Raw genomic sequence first — 18,441 nt, 5'->3', positions numbered from 1 at the left:
ATGCTTACGCAGATATTTTTCAGACTGATTTTGGATAACGCCTACAACTTATGGGTATGATACTGCGTATTGCCTCAAGTCGCATAGTGGGGCAAGGGGATATTGTGGGCAGAAGTGGGTATTTCAGCCTCAATTTATCTGCTAATTCAGTGATGAGAGGACGTTTAGACGCAAGAAGGACGCTGAAGAGCTTAGTTGCGGATTTGAGGTTATCCAGATTCTTTTATTGATTAAAAACGCATAGGTCTACCACCGCCACCAAAACCATGTTCTCTTCTTGGACCTCCCCCAAAGCCATGCCTATTGCCTGATTTTCCACCTAAAGTATTAAAACGATATACGAAATGCACCATGAAATAACTTCCCAAAGTATTATATTCCGTATCACTCATCATTGTCTCACTGATAGAACGGGATAAACTACTTTGTTGCTTCAAGATATCATAAATTTTAAAACGAATAGTCCCAGAATTATTCTTCAAGAAATTCTTAGATATCTGTGCATTCCATAACACTTCATTATTGTTCAGCCCACCTGTATATCCATCCTTAAACCGACAGTTCACATCTGTGGAAATAGATATCTGCCATGGAAGATTTACGTTAGTATTACCTCCTAGATAATAATCAAACGTCTCACGGTTACTATTTTCTTGCTTACTATTTCGAACTAAATTATAATTGATAGAACCACTTAAAGACAAATCAAATAGCTCGCTACGGTAACTACTCGTAAAACGTTCACCCAAACCTAGATTATGCGTGGTACTTAATTCCTGATCTAAATTTCGATTATTTCCAACACTTGTATAACTCACCGCATCACTATACCTAGCATTTGTATTAGATGAGATTGTAAATTTCTTATTTTTCAATGGAGTATTAAAAGAAAAATATCCTCTCGCCTGCCAATTTCCATTTACATTCTCTTTTTTATAAACCCGTGCACCAGTTTCAGGATCATACGTCATTTTATTTGCTACAGAATTCAATGTATTTGTATAATATAAATTAGCAGAATAACTACGCATAGCTTCTGGCACAAACTTCCTATAATCAAGCGTGAAACTATTGTTAAATGAAGGCTTCAAGTTTGGATTACCATATCTCATATTCATTGGATCGGTAATATCAATTACTTCCTGTAGATCTTCAATATTAGGAGTGCTACTCCGTCCACGATAACGGAACATTAACACATGTTGTTTATTAAACATATAACGGAACATTATTGAAGGAGCCCAATTCAGCACATTTTGTTCGGGGTAGTTTTTTTTGTAATTAGGACCGATAGTCGTTTTGCTTAACGACGTTTGAGGAGTTAAGCCAACGCCAACACTATACATCATTTTAGGATGAATACCACGCATAGAAATATCTGCAGTATGAGTATCGTAGAAATTTTCCACACGCGTGCTTAGATCATTATCATATCCGCGTTCCATATATTCCGGATATGGATAGTAATTAATACTATCATATACTAATGACTGTGACAGCTGTTTACGATGAGCAAATTCATAACGCAATTGTAAGAAATGATTCTTAAAAACAGGTTCAGTATAAGAGGCAGATATACTCCAGTTACGGCTGTCACTATTACGGTCTGTATATCTTGCGATGTCAGAAATACTATCCAACTCAAAAAACTCTGTTCTTGAATCAGAATAAGAATCTGATTCGCTATCACTATAACCAAAACGTGCTCCTAAATACAAATTTCTCCCTTTATTATTCAATCTCCGAAAAGCCATCAAACTACCATTAAAAGATGTATTATGATTTTTAGAAGAAGAGGCAGCTTCCTTTTCATTGACAGGGCTATGCGAGTTATTTTCTGTTTTTGACCAGGAACTATTACTCGATTCCGTCTGTGAGTAGCTACCATTCGGACGAAAAATTATTGTAGTCAATGTATCAGGACGCCATTCCAAACGAAAATCAACCCTAAAATCATGACGATTACGATTTGAATAGTTTTCACTCTGAGCAAAAGAAGAGGTTTCGCCCAAGAATGTTTCTGAAGAAGTTTTACGACGGGCATCATTATCAGAATGCCCATACTGAACATTTCCTCCAATTTGAAATTTCTTTGTGTCTTTAGCAAAATTAATACCTAAAGATTGTGCCGTTGTAATACCGGAGCCGGCATTTCCACCTCCTAATCCCTGTCCGGCATCACCAAATTCTGAAAAACCTTTGTTATTTGTATTATTAGCAGAACCGATTACTGAAAAACTAGCATCATCTTTAAAGCGACTAATCATCACCCCACCTTCATATCGCTCTTGACTTCCATAACCTGCAATCAAATTTCCTATCCATCCCTTCTTCATCCCCTTCTTCACTGTTAAATCTAAAACAGCCTCCTCCTCACCATCATCAATCCCTGTAATACGTGCCATATCACTTTTCTTATCATAGGCTTTTACTTTTTCAATCATGTTAGCAGGTAAGTTCTTCATTGAAACTTTTGGGTCATCAGAGAAAAACTCTTTACCATCAACCATAATCTTTTTGATTTCTTTCCCATTTATAGTAATCTTACCTTCATCACTAACTTCAGCACCAGGAATCTTCTTTACTAACTCTTCCAACATTGAACCTTCTGGTACAGGATAAGCTGCTGCAGAATACTCTGTCGTATCAGCTTTTACAGTAACAGGAGGAGCTTCGGCAGTAATCACCGCTTCCTTCAGCATGACAGCATCAGGGTCCAATGTAATGGTTCCCAATTTTTTATCAGTGGCGTTAGCAGATAATTGTACCGGTACGAGCTTGGTTCGGAATCCAATATAGGAAACTTTCAACACATATTTTCCGGCTTTTACTTTGGGGAGAGTAAACCATCCCTGGTTACTACTGGCTATACCGGCGGCATAAGCACTATCAGGTAATGATAGCAATTGAACTGTAGCCTGCGCTGCGGGCTCTTTAGTATCGGATTCCACCACACGTCCCGAAACGGTAATAACCTTATTCTGTGCAAAAATTGAGAAGGTGCATAGCAACATCAGCACCAACCCTGCTGAAAATCTTTTCATTTACCTTATTTACGATTATATTAGTAGCAATAACAATGTCTTTTTGACAAATCGAATCGTAAAAGGTTTAATTGAAAAGAAAATTATCTTTTAAAGAATCGATCAACAAGCGCTTTTTTCAGACCAAACTCCAGACAAAGCACATTAAAAACCAGAAAAGTAAGGAAAGAGGAAGTATCGACGTTTATCACATCTCCTTGCATAACACGCCACAACATACCACCAAAGACGAACAAGAATGTCAAAAAGATAGCATTACGAACAGCCGAATTCCGGATTTGCTCCGTTTCACGGCTTTCATTCTTACTCAATGCAAAGATTATTAACAAGCATCCTGCCATCATCAACAACTTTGTACATTCTTTATAAAACAGCAAGTTAGTATCAGTTACTACTCCCTGCATCACCAAAATAAAAGGGATGAACAGAGCTACCAACAAGACAACATATCCTAAAGGACGACAATATACAGGTAATAATGCTTTCATGATTAAACGTTTTAATGAGACAAAAGTAAGTAAAAAAAGATATTTTATATACATTTGCAGAGTAAAAAAGCAAAAGAATCATGAGTAAACAAGAAGTTATTCTCTGCGAAAGCTTGGAAACGAGCCTCGGTCGTGCCATTGAGCTATGTCCGCATGACAAATTATTCGTCCTCACAGACGAGCATACCCAGCGTCTTTGTCTCCCTTCTCTAAAGGAATCGGATCTGTTAAAAGATGCTGTAGAAATCTGTATCGGAGCAGAAGATGTGCATAAAACTCTGGAAACACTCGCTTCCGTCTGGATGGCATTAAGTACTCAAGGGGCTACCCGCCACTCTTTACTTATCAATCTTGGAGGAGGGATGGTGACAGATCTCGGAGGTTTTGCCGCAGCTACATTCAAACGGGGCATTTCCTATATCAATATACCAACCACTCTGCTCGCTATGGTGGACGCATCAGTGGGGGGTAAAACAGGAATCAACTTCAACGGACTGAAAAATGAAATCGGTGCTTTCGCTCCGGCAAACAGTGTATTGATTGAAACTGAATTCCTACGCACATTGGACACACACAATTTCTTCTCCGGATATGCTGAAATGTTGAAGCACGGTTTGATTAGCAATACGGCACATTGGGCAGAATTGCTCAATTTCGATTCCTCTAGTATTGATTATGCAGCTCTCAAACAATTGGTAGGTCAATCGGTACAAGTGAAAGAAGATATTGTAGAACAGGATCCCTTCGAACATGGAATCCGCAAAGCATTAAATCTGGGACACACCGTAGGACATGCGTTCGAAAGTATGGCACTGGCAGAAAACCGTCCTGTATTACATGGATATGCAGTAGCTTGGGGAATTGTGTGCGAACTGTATCTTTCTCATCTCAAAGTAGGTTTCCCGAAAGAGAAAATGCGGCAAACGATCCAGTTTATCAAGGATAATTATGGTGTATTTACTTTCGACTGCAAGAAATATGACCAACTGTATGCATTTATGACGCATGATAAAAAGAATACTTCAGGTACTATCAATTTCACCTTACTAAAAGATATTGGAGACATTTGCATCAATCAGACTGCCGATAAGGACACTATCTTCGAAATGCTCGACTTCTATCGCGAATGTATGGGAATTTAATCCATCCTACATCGGGATATTCAGTAAATATTCCTCTTTCTAAAAAATCAAGAGAAAAGCTTTGCTTTACGTGAGCTTTTCTCTTGATTTTTTCGTTCAACTCTCCCAGTCTTCTATCTTTTTTGTAGAATATTGTTTACATATTCTTATTTTTTCCTTCCCACCCATGCATTATGTACATGTCTTTTTTAGGGGAAGTTAAAACCTCTCCTGTTTTTCCTGTTATTTTAGTCAGATTATGCTGCCTTTCTTTTTTTCTTTTCGACCTTTTCTATCATACATACCGCATTGGCTGTATGTATCCCAAAGAAAATCCAAAGTACTTCCGTTTTCCTGTTTCTAGCTTTTATCCTGGCCAGTGAGTAATGTTGTTTCTGCGTTCCAAAACTTCCTTCCAGGCGGGTAGCTCTTTCACGGCTGAGTTCCGACCGTAAGATTCTCCGAAGCGGCTCATCTTTGGCAGCTCTGCCCTTACGCTTAAAGGAAGTACTTATATGATATTTTGTACAAAATTTCCGGTTGGCATTATTGGCATAGATTGAATCCGCCGCAAGCGCCTTAACCCTAACCCCGGTCAGTTGTTGTTGCAGATGAATACAGTCTTTCAAACGTACTCCTTCGTTAAAAGCCTTAAAGGAGATATGTTCTATAAAGGAGATTCCGTCTATCTGTATATTGTTGACTTTGGCTCCGAATTCAACGGATTTGGTTTCCTTGCCTCTGATAATGGGGCGAAGGTAATGCCGGTCGATACTCACGATACGGTTGGACACTTTTTTGCCTGCAAATAAATTCTTCCCTTGCTCAAGGACTGTCTGTATGACCGAGAAACGTCTTTGGTAATCAGAGGATAATGTAAGCCTGTTCCTGTAGGATGAATGAAGCTGCTCCAGCTGGTCAAGTAACTTTTCCAATAACTGAAGTAACCTTCGTGTAATCATACGAGTCTGTGATTTCTTGCGTTTACGCAGTTTGCTATAAGCAAGATAGGCACGGCGTACATCAAGATACTTGTTACGGGGACGTTGTATGTGCAAGGTCTGGCAATGTTTGCACAGATGACGATGAAGCCATACAATACCTTCCCATAAGAGTTTGGTATCAGTAGGAAAACGCAGATGACTTTCATAACAGGTGGCATCGGTCATACAGACATGAAGGTTCTCAAGATAAGGTGTCCAATGCTCGGCAAGAATGAGCTGGAGGGACTCAATATCAAGGCGATCCGCTAGTTCCTGACGAATTGCACTGACGATTTTAGGATTGGTCAGTGGATGAAGCGGATCAATCTGAACACCACAAAATAACTGGTAATGAATATTACCGTTTAAATGTTCAATCAGTTGTGAATCTGAAAAGTTGGTATAGGATTTCAGGACCATCAAGGCTATTTTACCCTCAGGAGAAAAATAACTTTTACGACCCAATGCAGAGGACTTCAAATGCATTTGTCGGGCCAGTTCCGAGAAAGGAAACAGAGCATGGAGGCGACCTAGTTCACTCGTTGCAAAACTTTGACGATATTTTTTTAGCATATCGAACTCAGTAAAACCTAAACGAGGTTCGATTTCTGAGATTTTTTGTATCTTTACCATGTGTTTTTATTTTTAATTACCCCCGTTTTGGCCGTCAAACCGTTTTTTGGGGGGAATGCTTAAAGATACAAAAAAGGCAACTAACTCGCAATGAATTAGTTGCCTTAAATTTTATTATTTTAGATTTTTATCGGTTTAACTTAACCGATTGAAGGATAAGCTTTTAGCGAATTATTTGAGAAATAGAGGTAACGATTTAGCAACCGTGCGAATTTCAGCGTTTTGCGTTGCTATGCTGTCAAATAACTCTTTCAGTTGCAAATATAATATCTTTTTCCGAAAGTACGAATTGTCGGAGGCAATTTTATAAAATCAACTTGCGAAAAAAGAAAATCATTCATCCCATTCACAAGTTGGCATGCTAGGAACATTGTCCGCTTTGTCATTCTGTTACCGGGATTTGTCCGCATGGGTGCGGATCTGTCCCGGTCAGTGAGGCACGCAATATCATTTTGTCGTGACAGGCAGGTACTTTTTAGGGTGTAACGCTCCGATATCGCTTTCTTTTTGCTTTTTATATGTGCAAAGGTCAGAAGCCCCCAGCGAGAACCCAGCCGGAGGTTTGTTTGTGGTATTAACTTATTCTTAAAAGTCTTCCTTCATATATTATCATCCATAGGATAAATATTATAAACCCGGAATATAGAATGTTTAGGATTATACTACCGATTACTCCCCATAAATAGTCTTTGCGTGCATCTTTGATTACTTCATCCCAACGGATATAGGGCATTTCCTTTTTCTTCTTTTCTGTCAGATTTTCCTTCAGAGCGGTGTAATCATTAGATTGATTTTCATACATCACTATTGTACCAATACCGAGTAGCGGTATAGTAAAAATCACACAGAATGCATGCCAAAGAGAATCACATTGAATTATGAAAAGTAAAGTCATGATTGTTGCATTGCTAAGGCTCCATACTTTTACCAACTTATATGCAGTTTCTGGTTTCATATCATTATCCGGGTAGTTATATCTTGATTTAGTATAAATAAGTTTGCATTCAACGGGTAATTTCATTGTCTGACACCCATCGGAGTTTTTTTGTTTTCTTTATTATATTTCCTTGTTCATCATATTCTGAAATTTCAAGTGTTATGGTGCCATCGTAGTCAGAATTATAAATATGCTTAACTTTTTTGTTTCCTTCATAATAGATACTGTCGGTCGAGTAGCCTGTACTTCTTAAAGTATGATTGACGTTTATCTTCAGTCCGTTTTCTTCATACTCTGTTTCTTTATTGGCCAAAGTCATATCATTGTCAAACTCTTCCTTAATTTTCTTTTTTCCATTAATGTATTCCTTTATCACTCTATCAAGTACACCGTTTAAGGTAATTCGAGTGATTAAGGTATCATTAACAGTTTGTTTCAATGAACACTCGATGTTTTGTTTGTAATCGGAAGAAGGGACAAGATTAACAGCTTCCTTATAATCCGTATCATTAAACTTATAGGTTTCTTCTCTTTCCCCGGTGTTCAAGTCATGACGGATTTTCTTCATATTATTTCCATTATTGTCATAGTAGTAGTATTCCTCATATCTTGAGTCAGAAAGGGGATCATCTCCTAATATTATAATACTTTTTTTATACTTAGGTTTATTCTTATCATAATAGAGGGAAAAAGAATAACTGAATGTATCCTTATTATTCTCCAATACGAGTTCTTCTATGGTATTTTCAGTGTATCTCATTGTTTTTAGCAATGATTCCGACAAGGGTTCCTCTACAGTATAGCAGGAAGAATCATTATCATAACTATATTTTTTTATAAAATTATTTGTCGCTGCCAAGATCCCTTTATCTTTATTGTCTCCAAAATAGAGATAGTCATATTCAGTACCCTGTGCAGTTAGAATCCTGTTGTTTTCATCATAGATATTAATATATTCGATAATATTAACAGAATTATAGCCTTCCGGCTGTTTACTATTCTTGCAGCCCGATAAAAGTAATATACTACCTAAAAAAAATAAAATTATTCTATCCATTGCTTCAAGAAACAACTCCTAATTTGCATGATTTTTTACATCTTCTTTATAATGATAATCCATTATTTTGAAATGTTTATCCCTTTCTTTATCCTGTATAATTACAAATATATAAAAATGCAGTACGTCACGAACGGCGCACTGCACTTTTTTCAGCAAATCGGGCAGAATTTAACATTTATAGCTTTTAGCCCCTTGCCTTTCCTTTGCGGTTGTATTGGTCGGCAAATGTTCTGCCTTAGCTTCTCGAACTGCTCCTTGAACCACTCGGTAATGGGCTTTCGGTCGATTGCAAGAACCAATTTCGTTCCGTCTGTCTGATCCCTTATCACTTGAAACCCGCTGGAGGCTTGTTTGTGGTATTAACTTATTCTTAAAAGTCTTCCTTCATATAATATTTGCCAAAGCATAAATATTATTAACCCAGAAAATAAAATATTGTAGAATGTGACACTGATTAATCCCCATAAATAGTTCTTATGTGCATCTTTGATTGCTTCGTCCCAACAGATATGGGGCATTTCCTTTTTGTCCTTTTCCGTTAGATTATTCAACAAATTGGTGTAATCATAAGCGTAACGTTCATACATGGCTATCATACCAATACCGATTACTGGTAGAGTAGCAATGAAACAGAGTGCACGCCAAAGAGAATTACATTGAATTACAAAAAGTATAGTCATGATTGTTGTATTGGTAAGAGTAAATCTTTTTATAAACTTATATGCAGTTTCTGGTTTCATACCACATCATATTAATTTATAGTTCTGTATTTTTATATCTTTCGCTATTTCTTCGTTAAATTTAATTTGCTTCATTATCTTTGTGGATTAGACGTTTATACTTATCTTCGCTTCCTAAATCAAATAAATAGATATTATGCAGTGGCGGCTATTCAGAAAGGGATTAAGGACTATGATAAAAAAAACAGCAGAACGTATTCTTTTTATCGTTTTAATTTCCGGTCTTTTGTACTTGTGTAGTGTCATATTCAGTACCCTGTGCAGTTAGAATCCTGTTTCTCAAATTCCGGTATGTCCGGCAACTCCTCTTTTTCCATGTATAGTTGTATGAAACGTGCAAAACACCTGGCCTTATCCAGATCACCGGGCATCAAGGAGACTCCACTTAACAGACTGGATGAATTGGCATTGGAAATTATTATATCTGGTGCAAGCCATGAACCACGCCTGTAATAACGAATCGTGAGTTCAGCTTGACTATAAGGTATCGTTTCTTTTTTATGCAACAGAAGTCGTCTTGGTATCGTTACGGTTTTGGAAACACGATCAAAAACAATCCGCCGCCACGGCTGTAGAATGGCACTTATTCCTGCTGTCAGGATAATCAAGTACAGCTCAAGAAGCAGTAATATACTTCCATAATCTTCAGTTGTAAGGTTTGAAGGAGTTAAACCAGCGCAAACCGAAACTAAAAATATAAAGAGCCAGACCAGGAAACTCACCATTCTCACCGAGATGCCGTCATTATCAATAACAATCTGTTTGTCATCACACCGGCTTAAATATTCAGGCTCTACCGGAATCCTTGAAGAATCTGGTGACCATTGCGCATTTCCCGTACTTTCGCCATTTTTCAAAGGTATCCGGACGGTTAAATTCCGGGCTTCTTTAAATAGGAGGTACATGAACAGGTAAATCCAACCGTTAATGGTTATCAATCCCAGTATGATATTGGTGAAGGTGTTACGTATATCTGACTCCGTGACGAATATAAGTAATGGGAAGAAAGATATAAATGCTCCCCAAAACAAGATATGGAATTTGCATATACGCCACCTTTCTTTTCTCCTTTGCTTTCGCCACTCGGCTTCTCTACGCTTGACATCGGCTATGATTTCACGCCTCGATTGCTTGTTGCTCTTTTTTTCTGTTTTCTTCATGTCACCTTTTTTCTTGTTGTCATATTAGAAGCTGTATAGTGTTAAGATTCTTAAGAGTCCCATAACGATAAATGTTTTAAGTTTCATGTTACTTTGATTTTAAGTTCTGTATTCACGTGTGCTTTCCTGAAAGTCTTTTGTTCGTCACGTACCCAGCATAGTTCCCGATGTACTTTTATTTGCAAATATAGCAAAAGTGCCATTCATAAGGCATTATGAACAGCACTTTTTTATTGTTTTCCAGCGAGATAAAACGGTTATATCTTCATTCCCCTGCCTTTCCTTTGCGGCTGCATGGGGCGGTGTATGTTCTGCCTTAGCTTGTTGAACTGCTCCTTGAACCATTCGGCAATGGGCTTTCGGTCAATGGCAAGAACCAGTTTCGTCCCGTCCATGGGGTCTTTCATCACTTGAACCCCTGCCTTTTCGGTCTTGAATTTCCGTCCGTGTTCCTCCGAATAGAGTTCCCCTGCATACTCCAACGGCTTTCCCTTTACGAGCGTTGCTGTCTGCCCGTCGCTGAACCCGACAAGGCGGCAGAGGTTTTCGATACGGAGCATTTCACGGAAATAGGGGAACCATGCCGCCGCCCGTGCGATTACCGTTTTCAGAAACGATATTTCCTGCTTGTGTTTCGCTTCCTTGTCCGCTATCTCCCTGCGGTGCTTCTGCTCTACTTCCGCCATTTGTCGGCTGTGGTCTGCCTGCATGGTCTGTATTCTATCTTGCAGGGCTTCGATGGCTTCCCCGTGCGTGGCTACCTCTCTATGTAGTGCGGTATTCTCCCTCTCCAACGTCTTGACCTTGTTGCTGCCGAAAAGAGAACCGACGCTCTCGGCGATGTTGGCGGCTGCGGTGGTGGCTGCCCCTTTCAGCTTCTCGGTCTGTATCTCTTTTTTCGCCCGTCTTAGCTCCTCCTGCACCGTTTCTTTTTGCTGTTGCAAATCCACTACCTCCGCTTTGAGGCTGTCGGCGAGTTTCTTCGTTTCATTGTAATACTGCTGCGTGGACTTGTGCCGTGCCTTTGAACCGTCTATGCCTCTTTGCAGCCCGTATTTCGCCATCGCCTCGGCGTAGGTGTCTTGGTAGGACTTTAATTTCAATCGTGTCATAATATCGTCGGCACACAGCCTCACGGTGTCGGTCGGCTTCTTGCGGTATCGCTTCTTCGCCTGCTCCTCCCTTTTGCGGCGCTTGCGCTCTCCCTTGACGATGGGGACGAGCGTGACGTGTATGTGCGGCGTTTCCTCGTCCCGATGCAGGTGCGCCGCCACGATGTTCTCCTTTCCGAACGTGTCGGCGAAGTATTTCATATTGTCGGCGCACCACTCGTCCAAACGCCCCTCCCTTTCGATGCGTTCCATGTCCTCGTGTGTTCCCGACACGTTGATTCGGATCGCCCGTACTTGGTTATTTCCGATTTTGCGTGTCAGCCCCGCTTCTTCCAATCTTCTCCGGATAGCCGCCGAACGGTCTTTTATCCCGTCGGGGTAGGTAACGAGTTTTCGGTTCAGGTGCGTGCGTGTGGGGTCTGCGTTCTTCGGGATGATGAAACGCTCTATGTGGGCGGTCGTTCCGCTGTCGGAACCGTGCGCCTTTTCCATGTGCAATACTACGAAACCCATATATATTCCTTTCTTTTTTAGCTTGTGAAACAATGATTCTTCGTATCTTCGGGGGCGGCAAAGAGCCGTCCCCGACGGGGTGTGCAGAGGGGCTTGCCCCTTGCCTTATTGGGGAATTTTCAGCGATACGGAGTATTGCGGCTCGGAAAATTCCCTAATAAGCTACGGTATTTTCTCCGTAAATACCCTGCGGCGTGCCGGCGGTCTGCCCGTGTCTTATCGGCTCGGCGGTTGAATCCGCTTTGTGTACTTGGCTGTCTGCGCTCGCTGTGCTGGCTTTACCGACTATACCGAACCCCACCTTATTATTTTTCCCTTTCGGTCGGTGGTGGGCTGCGGGGCGGTCGTTTCCGTTTTCAAAGGCTTCTTTGCTCGGGGCGGTCGGATGCAAGGTTTAGGGGAAGAATACTACCCGAAGCATGAGGGTGGAGATTGTTCCCCTAACGGCGTAGCCGCCCGACCTTGCAGCCGACGGAAAGCCCCGTGCTTGCTTCGCCTTTGTAAACGGGAATGACTGCTCCGCTTTCCTGCGGTCGGGAAACAGCCCCTTTCCGTCCGTGTGACGGTGTGACCGTATGACCGTATGAATGTATGACCGTGTGACTGTATTACGGACTGATACCCCGACCGACAGACCGTTACGCCATCCATCGGCGGCTCGGCTCGGTGTCGGCAACGACAGACACGATAACCGTCGTTTTGTCTTTTCGCCCGTGTATAATCCTATCTAATAATGCCTTGCGGACTTTCGCCGCCCCGAACGATTCGACACGGAAAGCGAGGGCGGCTATCGTTTCGAGGTCGTAAACCTCTATGCTGCTTCCGTCCGACAAGCGGACAAGGCGTTCGATGCCGTACTCTTTCAATACCCCGCTCTTGCAGAGTGCCTTTATCCCTGCCCGAACCGTCGGGGCGATAACCCCGAACAATTCGCAGATTTCCCACTCGGTCATGGCGGTTGCGCCTATGTCGGTCGGTAGGGAGATATTGCCGTATTCATCTGTCGTGATGATGTTCCTTTCTTCTTTCATCTGTATGCTGTTTTAAGGTGACTAAATGGCTCGGCAGATATTCTTCTCCATCTCCTCCAGCTTGTGCGACAAGGTTTCCATGTCTTGGCTTATCTTCTGGGCGGTGATTTTGGCGTATATCTGCGTGGTCTTGATGTTCGTGTGCCCCAACAGGCGGCTCACCGTTTCGATGGGTACGCCGTGCGACAAAAGTACGGTCGTGGCGTTCGTGTGGCGAGCAACATGGTAGGTCAAACGAACCTTGAAGCCGCATTGTCTGCCTATCTCTTTGAGTATCTTGTTGCAACTGCCGTTGCTCGGAACGGGAAAAACATGACCGTCCCTTGCAAGTCCCTTGTATTTCTCGATGATACGCTTGGGAACGTCCAAAAGACGGATGTTCGATTCGGTATTGGTTTTCTTCCGTCGGGTGATTATCCACAGGTTGCCGTCGAAGAATGTTTGCAGGCGGTCGGCGGTGAGGTTCTTCACGTCCGAGTACGCCAAACCCGTGAACACGGAAAAGACGAACAAGTCCCGTACGAGTTCATGGCAGGTGTTCTTCATCGGTGCGTCCATGAGCGTCTGTATCTCCTTTTGGGTAAGGTAGCCCCTATCGACGCTTTCGGGAGAGTTGATGTACCCTGCAAAGGGATTGAACGTCAGACGCCCGTCGTTCCTCGCTATGGAAACGACGTGTTTCAACACGATCATGTAGCCCCACACGGTATTGGTGCGGCATTTCTTCTCCGTGCGCAGGAAATACTCGAAGTCATTGATGAACGTGAGGTTGAGTTCCTTTAGCGGAATGTCCTCACGCTTGTAGGTATGGGGCAGAAACTCCCGAATATGGCTGCAAACCGTCTGATAGCGTCGGAATGTCCCCTGCGCCCTGCTGTGCCCGACCTTCTTGGCGAACTCGGCGTTGTGCTGCTCGAAGAGCTTCAGCAAGGTTTCCTGCTTGACGCCGATACCGAGATAGGCGTCTTTGAGCTTGGCGGCGGTAACATACCCGTCCGTCTGCATCAGTTCTTGGTAGCGGCGGTTTACCTCCACTCGGATTTTATCCACCGCGAGGTTGATTCTCTGCGCTTCGACGCTCTTGCCCGAAGCACGGTTGTTCTTCACGTCCCACAACCGCAGGGGAACGTCCATCTTGCAACTGAACTGTTTAATCTCTCCGTCCACCGTCAGGCGGCACATCAAAGGCAGGTTGCCGTTAGGCTTCTCGCTGCCTTTCTTCACGTAAAATAAGACCTTGAATGTACTTCGCATAACTCACTCCTTTTTTTGGTTACAAAATTAGTTTATAGTGAGTTACCGACAGCTATGTAGAATTACGCAAATCGCAGAAAAAGAACCATTTAGCAATAAATCCACACCCGTTACGGGGGTAATGAGGTGGTAACTGAACTTCTGCACCGTTTGGCTGTATCGTGGTTTTCTTTGGCTTTTCGCCAAGAGAAAAATATAGCGTAACGAACGCTATTTCAGCTAATTCGCTACGCTTTACTCAAATTTGCAAATCCGCTATGTGTTTATTTTAGGAATATCCCTACATCAGATATACCACATAGTAAAAGGGAATGAAATAGACTTCATTCCCTTTCTCTTCCCAATCCCTATAGATATTATTGCCTATTGTGAGGCAATTGTCCGCACTATTGTTCTAAGTTACTCATTCGATATTGTGAAAGCGACATTCCTGTATGCTTTCTAAAAAAACGTCCAAGCGACGATTGATTCGCAAAGTTCGTTTTAATCGCTATTTCCTGAATGTTCAGGCTTGTGTTTTTCAACAAAGCCTTGATTTCTAATATGATGTATTCAACAATCCAGTCTTTAGCAGACTTCCCGCTTGTCTCCTTAATTACCATAGTCAGGTATTTGGAAGTAATACACAGTTTATCCGCATAAAAAGCCACATCCTTATTCTCCTTAAAATGCTTCATGATAAGCCCAAAGAATTTATTAGCCAACTCTTCTTTACGGGTATCCCTGCGGGCAGTCATCAAGGTCGATTCCTTTTGATAAGCATTGAACAGTTCCAGATACAGATACCTCAACAAATGAATAATCAGCTCACGCCTATATATATCTTGAGAGGTAACTTTATCTTTTATCATACCCAGATAATTATACATCCGGGGAATATCGCGTTCCGTCTGCGGATACCAGTAATGAGTCCGCATATAGAAAAAGAAATGCGGAGAAAATCTGGGCACACCACTTAACGCATCACTAAACAGTGAAGTAGATATAACCATCGTAACGGTCGAGAAATCTTCACTTGGCTCACTAAATGAGACAAATTGTCCGGGTAATAATATAATCAATTCCTCCGGTTGTATCCAATGTACATCTTCATGCACTGTAATTTTGGCCTTTCCACCTAAACAATATATAATCAAAGCTGATTGATTATTAGAAGGATAAGAAGTCAAAGGAAGATACTTCAGATTTTGATAAAATTTAAAATCGTCACCCAGGACGTATATCTCTAATGTCTCTCTATTTTTAATGTCTAACATTTAACACCTTTCTAAACTAAGTCTTTTTACAAATGTATAACTTCCTAATTTACCACGCACCAAAAATGGAAATATAGTATCATACTAAGGAAGTCAAACACCTTTTATTTACATTAATTTATAAACAAACTCTCTGATTGTTAGTTCATTTATCATTTTCCTATTTCGTTTTATTATAGACTGACCTGGTTTTTATAGTGTTTTTAGGACAAGAAAAGGATTAATGCTTTCAAATGAAAAATAAGTAGATTGTTTTCTAATTCAAGCAAAATTAAAGAAATGTACTTTTATATCACATAAGAGGCAATCAAAAGAACTACTAACTCATTGAGATAAAGATTTGCATGACCACAAGAAAGACTAATAATCAGAATAATAGCTATAAATCGGCACAATTCATACTAGAAAAATCAACGGATTATTTGCTAATTAAAAATTAATCTGTACTTTTGCATCCGCAATTCGGGGTGTAGCTCAGCCCGGTTAGAGTACGCGTCTGGGGGGCGTGTGGTCGCTGGTTCGAATCCAGTCACCCCGACTGGTTAAAGAGGTTAGAAACCGAATGGGTTCTAACCTCTTTTTATTTTAGAAAACAATGAAAGAAGATCCTAGACATATCCATATCAGTGAATACAGTTATCCTCTTCCGGATGAACGTATTGCTAAATTCCCGTTGCCTACCCGCGACCAGTCCAAACTCTTAATATACCGTCGTGGAGAAATCAGTGAAGATGTTTTCACTTCTTTGCCGGAATATCTGCTGCAAGGCAGTCTGATGATATTCAATAATACAAAAGTCATTCAGGCGCGCCTCCATTTTCGAAAAGAGACGGGAGCACTGATCGAAGTGTTTTGTCTTGAACCGATCCAGCCAAACGATTATGTCTTGAATTTCCAACAGACAGCACATGCCGCCTGGCTTTGCATGATCGGCAATCTGAAGAAATGGAAAGACGGACAGTTGAAACGCGAAATGACCGTCAAAGGATTCCCTATTACCTTGACCGCTACCCGAGGAGAATGTAAAGGAACCAGCCATTGGGTAGATTTTGCATGGGATAATCCAGAAGTGACGTTTGCCGATATCCTTGAAGTATTCGGAGAGCTTCCTATTCCTCCTTACTTGAACCGGGATACGGAAGAAAGTGACAAGGAAACTTATCAGACTGTTTATTCTAAGATTAAAGGTTCGGTAGCTGCGCCTACGGCGGGATTACATTTCACTCCACGAGTATTGGATGCACTTCAAGAGAAAGGCATCGATCTTGAAGAATTAACTCTACACGTAGGAGCAGGCACATTCAAACCTGTAAAAAGTGAAGAAATCGAAGGTCACGAGATGCACACGGAATATATATCGGTCAATCGGAGTACCATCAAAAAACTGATTGACCACGACGGTTGTGCTATTGCAGTAGGGACTACTTCTGTACGGACTCTGGAAAGCCTGTATCACATTGGAGTTACATTGGCTGAAAATCCGTATGCTACGGAAGAAGAACTACGTGTCAAACAATGGCAGCCTTATGAAAAGTACGACCAGATTCCTCCCGTTGTTGCGTTGCAAAAGATATTAGGATATCTCGACAGGAATGGTTTGGAAACCCTTCACACCAGTACACAGATTATCATAGCACCGGGATACAATTATAAAATAGTGAAAGCGATGGTTACTAATTTCCATCAGCCGCAAAGTACCTTGCTGCTTTTAGTTTCAGCTTTTGTAAAAGGGAATTGGCGCACAATTTATGATTATGCACTGGCGCATGATTTCCGATTCCTAAGTTATGGAGATTCTTCTTTATTAATACCATAAGATATTCTCCTCTCCGTAAGATTTCACCCAATATAAAAGACACTATGCCAAGCGATAATAACCAGGAAATGTTCCCTATCGTAGACGAACAGGGAAATATCACCGGAGCCGCCACTCGCGGAGAATGTCACAGCGGTAGCAAACTGCTTCATCCGGTAGTTCACCTTCACGTATTCAATGCCCAAGGAGACATCTACTTACAGAAACGCCCCGAATGGAAAGACATTCAACCGGGGAAATGGGATACGGCTGTGGGCGGACATATTGATTTGGGCGAAAGCGTAGAAATCGCCCTAAAGAGAGAAGTCCGTGAAGAATTAGGCATCACAGACTTCACCCCCGAGCTTCTCACCAGTTATGTTTTTGAATCCAGCCGTGAAAAAGAGCTTGTTTTTGTCCACAAAACCGTTTATGAGGAAGAAATCCATCCCAGCGACGAACTGGACGGTGGACGATTTTGGAAGATCGAAGAAATAAAAGAAAATCTGGGTAAAGGAATCTTCACTCCCAACTTCGAAGAAGAGCTGAAAAAAGTCTCTCTTATTCCTTCTCTATCCAAGTAATAATCTTTTCAGAGAACGGACTTTCTTTCGGAGACACAACTCCCGCCCAATTTCCGTTCTCATCAATCATAAACTTCTGAAAGTTCCACTGAACCGGTGCGTTTTCTTTCCCATTCTGTTTTTTCTCCGTCAACCATTGGTAAAGAGGAGCCATATCTTTTCCTTTAACGGAAATCTTAGCCATCATTGGAAAAGTAACATCATAGTTCAAAGAACAGAACTTGGCTATTTCCTCATTACTACCCGGCTCTTGTCCCATAAAGTTATTCGCCGGAAAACCGATAACAACAAAATCTTTTTCTTTATATTTCTCATATAGTTTCTCCAGTTGAGCATACTGGGGCGTCAGCCCACACTTAGATGCCACGTTGACTACCAGCACTTTCTTACCTTTCAGTGAAGAAAGAGGAAAGTCCTTACCATCAATAGTTTTCACTGTAAAATCATAAAAAGACTTGTTTTGCGCTTCCGAAGAAATTGCAAACAACAGGCTTACCATCATCAAGACGAATGTTTTCATGCTGAATATACATTTAGTTTGTTTTTATATTAAACGAGTAAACTGAAAGAAATGTTTGTTCAGCAGTGAAACAAGAACTATGATTTTACATCTTTCAATTCCCAAATCCGTCACTTCACCCCACAATCTTTCCGCTTCATTTATTCTTAGTGATAACGGATGAAGATAGGTAGTAATTTTGTATCGTGAAATAATAATACAACGAAAGTC

Annotated in this window: 16 protein-coding genes, 1 tRNA gene and 1 pseudogene; 5 read left to right on the top strand and 13 right to left on the bottom strand. The window is 41.3% G+C overall.

Translation table 11 applies throughout. The annotated features are described in order from the left end of the window. Nucleotides 1-50 precede the first annotated feature (50 nt). Nucleotides 51-230 carry a hypothetical protein gene (locus tag HMPREF9009_RS26120; RefSeq protein ID WP_083444158.1) on the top strand — a complete coding sequence of 60 codons (180 nt, stop codon included), beginning with the start codon at nt 51-53 and terminating at the stop codon, nt 228-230. On the opposite strand, the gene HMPREF9009_RS08045 is transcribed toward HMPREF9009_RS26120, so the two are convergent. Continuing rightward, complete coding sequence (locus tag HMPREF9009_RS08045; RefSeq protein WP_049701856.1) at nt 231-3,044, bottom strand: TonB-dependent receptor; 2,814 nt, start codon at nt 3,042-3,044, stop codon at nt 231-233. A gap of 83 nt (nt 3,045-3,127) precedes the next feature. Next, nucleotides 3,128-3,532 carry a hypothetical protein gene (locus HMPREF9009_RS08040; protein ID WP_004305412.1) on the bottom strand — a complete coding sequence of 135 codons (405 nt, stop codon included), beginning with the start codon at nt 3,530-3,532 and terminating at the stop codon, nt 3,128-3,130. Between the two features lie 80 nt (nt 3,533-3,612). On the opposite strand from HMPREF9009_RS08040, the gene aroB reads away from it, so the two are divergent. Further along, on the top strand, nt 3,613-4,674 hold the full coding sequence (gene aroB, locus HMPREF9009_RS08035; protein WP_008020580.1) for a 3-dehydroquinate synthase: 1,062 nt from the start codon (nt 3,613-3,615) through the stop codon (nt 4,672-4,674). A 236-nt stretch (nt 4,675-4,910) separates the two neighbouring features. On the opposite strand, the gene HMPREF9009_RS08030 is transcribed toward aroB, so the two are convergent. The 10 genes and pseudogenes from HMPREF9009_RS08030 to HMPREF9009_RS07985 form a co-directional block, all read right to left on the bottom strand. Then, a complete protein-coding gene (locus HMPREF9009_RS08030; RefSeq protein WP_049701855.1) occupies nt 4,911-6,269 on the bottom strand; it encodes a transposase in 1,359 nt (452 codons plus the stop codon). Nucleotides 6,270-6,843: 574 nt separating this feature from the next. Continuing rightward, nucleotides 6,844-7,224: a hypothetical protein gene (locus HMPREF9009_RS08025; RefSeq protein WP_049702300.1), complete on the bottom strand. Its 381-nt coding sequence runs from the start codon at nt 7,222-7,224 to the stop codon at nt 6,844-6,846. Between the two features lie 49 nt (nt 7,225-7,273). Beyond that, nucleotides 7,274-8,263 carry a hypothetical protein gene (locus HMPREF9009_RS08020; protein ID WP_049701854.1) on the bottom strand — a complete coding sequence of 330 codons (990 nt, stop codon included), beginning with the start codon at nt 8,261-8,263 and terminating at the stop codon, nt 7,274-7,276. A gap of 152 nt (nt 8,264-8,415) precedes the next feature. Beyond that, a pseudogene (locus HMPREF9009_RS26115) lies at nt 8,416-8,607 on the bottom strand (hypothetical protein); the annotation flags it as partial. A gap of 18 nt (nt 8,608-8,625) precedes the next feature. Next, entirely contained in the window at nt 8,626-9,006 is a 381-nt protein-coding gene (locus HMPREF9009_RS08015; RefSeq protein ID WP_049701853.1) for a hypothetical protein, read from the bottom strand. Nucleotides 9,007-9,254: 248 nt separating this feature from the next. Beyond that, a complete protein-coding gene (locus HMPREF9009_RS08010; protein WP_032600032.1) occupies nt 9,255-10,166 on the bottom strand; it encodes a hypothetical protein in 912 nt (303 codons plus the stop codon). Between the two features lie 257 nt (nt 10,167-10,423). Continuing rightward, entirely contained in the window at nt 10,424-11,791 is a 1,368-nt protein-coding gene (gene mobV, locus HMPREF9009_RS08005; RefSeq protein ID WP_049702299.1) for a MobV family relaxase, read from the bottom strand. 638 nt (nt 11,792-12,429) lie between these two features. Next, entirely contained in the window at nt 12,430-12,822 is a 393-nt protein-coding gene (locus tag HMPREF9009_RS07995) for a hypothetical protein (RefSeq protein ID WP_049701852.1), read from the bottom strand. 21 nt (nt 12,823-12,843) lie between these two features. After that, nucleotides 12,844-14,076 (bottom strand): site-specific integrase, encoded by a 1,233-nt coding sequence (locus HMPREF9009_RS07990; protein WP_049701851.1) that lies wholly within the window; start codon nt 14,074-14,076, stop codon nt 12,844-12,846. Nucleotides 14,077-14,462: 386 nt separating this feature from the next. Then, entirely contained in the window at nt 14,463-15,332 is an 870-nt protein-coding gene (locus tag HMPREF9009_RS07985) for a helix-turn-helix domain-containing protein (RefSeq protein ID WP_004314597.1), read from the bottom strand. A gap of 463 nt (nt 15,333-15,795) precedes the next feature. Between HMPREF9009_RS07985 and HMPREF9009_RS07980 the strand changes: the two genes are divergently transcribed. From HMPREF9009_RS07980 to HMPREF9009_RS07970, 3 genes are all read left to right on the top strand, one after another. Further along, nucleotides 15,796-15,870 (top strand) — tRNA-Pro (locus tag HMPREF9009_RS07980). 57 nt (nt 15,871-15,927) lie between these two features. After that, nucleotides 15,928-17,148 carry an S-adenosylmethionine:tRNA ribosyltransferase-isomerase gene (locus HMPREF9009_RS07975; RefSeq protein ID WP_004314598.1) on the top strand — a complete coding sequence of 407 codons (1,221 nt, stop codon included), beginning with the start codon at nt 15,928-15,930 and terminating at the stop codon, nt 17,146-17,148. Nucleotides 17,149-17,192: 44 nt separating this feature from the next. Further along, nucleotides 17,193-17,711: an NUDIX hydrolase gene (locus tag HMPREF9009_RS07970; RefSeq protein WP_004323622.1), complete on the top strand. Its 519-nt coding sequence runs from the start codon at nt 17,193-17,195 to the stop codon at nt 17,709-17,711. Here the strand turns inward: HMPREF9009_RS07970 and HMPREF9009_RS07965 are convergent. Next, nucleotides 17,689-18,231 carry a glutathione peroxidase gene (locus tag HMPREF9009_RS07965; RefSeq protein ID WP_049701850.1) on the bottom strand — a complete coding sequence of 181 codons (543 nt, stop codon included), beginning with the start codon at nt 18,229-18,231 and terminating at the stop codon, nt 17,689-17,691. The genes HMPREF9009_RS07970 and HMPREF9009_RS07965 overlap by 23 nt on opposite strands. Between the last annotated feature and the right edge of the window lie 210 nt (nt 18,232-18,441).

Source organism: Bacteroides sp. 3_1_13 (assembly GCF_001185845.1).
In the GTDB taxonomy this organism is placed as follows: domain Bacteria; phylum Bacteroidota; class Bacteroidia; order Bacteroidales; family Bacteroidaceae; genus Bacteroides; species Bacteroides xylanisolvens.
Note: the sequence above shows the minus strand (reverse complement) of the source record. Positions and strands in the feature narration are given on the sequence as shown.

Coding starts and splice junctions, on each gene's coding strand:
- HMPREF9009_RS26120 (WP_083444158.1), top strand. CDS start 51: ATGGGTATGATACTGCGTATTGCCTCAAGTCGCATAGTGGGGCAAGGG.
- HMPREF9009_RS08045 (WP_049701856.1), bottom strand. CDS start 3,044: ATGAAAAGATTTTCAGCAGGGTTGGTGCTGATGTTGCTATGCACCTTC.
- HMPREF9009_RS08040 (WP_004305412.1), bottom strand. CDS start 3,532: ATGAAAGCATTATTACCTGTATATTGTCGTCCTTTAGGATATGTTGTC.
- aroB (WP_008020580.1), top strand. CDS start 3,613: ATGAGTAAACAAGAAGTTATTCTCTGCGAAAGCTTGGAAACGAGCCTC.
- HMPREF9009_RS08030 (WP_049701855.1), bottom strand. CDS start 6,269: ATGGTAAAGATACAAAAAATCTCAGAAATCGAACCTCGTTTAGGTTTT.
- HMPREF9009_RS08025 (WP_049702300.1), bottom strand. CDS start 7,224: ATGAAACCAGAAACTGCATATAAGTTGGTAAAAGTATGGAGCCTTAGC.
- HMPREF9009_RS08020 (WP_049701854.1), bottom strand. CDS start 8,263: ATGGATAGAATAATTTTATTTTTTTTAGGTAGTATATTACTTTTATCG.
- HMPREF9009_RS08015 (WP_049701853.1), bottom strand. CDS start 9,006: ATGAAACCAGAAACTGCATATAAGTTTATAAAAAGATTTACTCTTACC.
- HMPREF9009_RS08010 (WP_032600032.1), bottom strand. CDS start 10,166: ATGAAGAAAACAGAAAAAAAGAGCAACAAGCAATCGAGGCGTGAAATC.
- mobV (WP_049702299.1), bottom strand. CDS start 11,791: ATGGGTTTCGTAGTATTGCACATGGAAAAGGCGCACGGTTCCGACAGC.
- HMPREF9009_RS07995 (WP_049701852.1), bottom strand. CDS start 12,822: ATGAAAGAAGAAAGGAACATCATCACGACAGATGAATACGGCAATATC.
- HMPREF9009_RS07990 (WP_049701851.1), bottom strand. CDS start 14,076: ATGCGAAGTACATTCAAGGTCTTATTTTACGTGAAGAAAGGCAGCGAG.
- HMPREF9009_RS07985 (WP_004314597.1), bottom strand. CDS start 15,332: ATGTTAGACATTAAAAATAGAGAGACATTAGAGATATACGTCCTGGGT.
- HMPREF9009_RS07975 (WP_004314598.1), top strand. CDS start 15,928: ATGAAAGAAGATCCTAGACATATCCATATCAGTGAATACAGTTATCCT.
- HMPREF9009_RS07970 (WP_004323622.1), top strand. CDS start 17,193: ATGCCAAGCGATAATAACCAGGAAATGTTCCCTATCGTAGACGAACAG.
- HMPREF9009_RS07965 (WP_049701850.1), bottom strand. CDS start 18,231: ATGAAAACATTCGTCTTGATGATGGTAAGCCTGTTGTTTGCAATTTCT.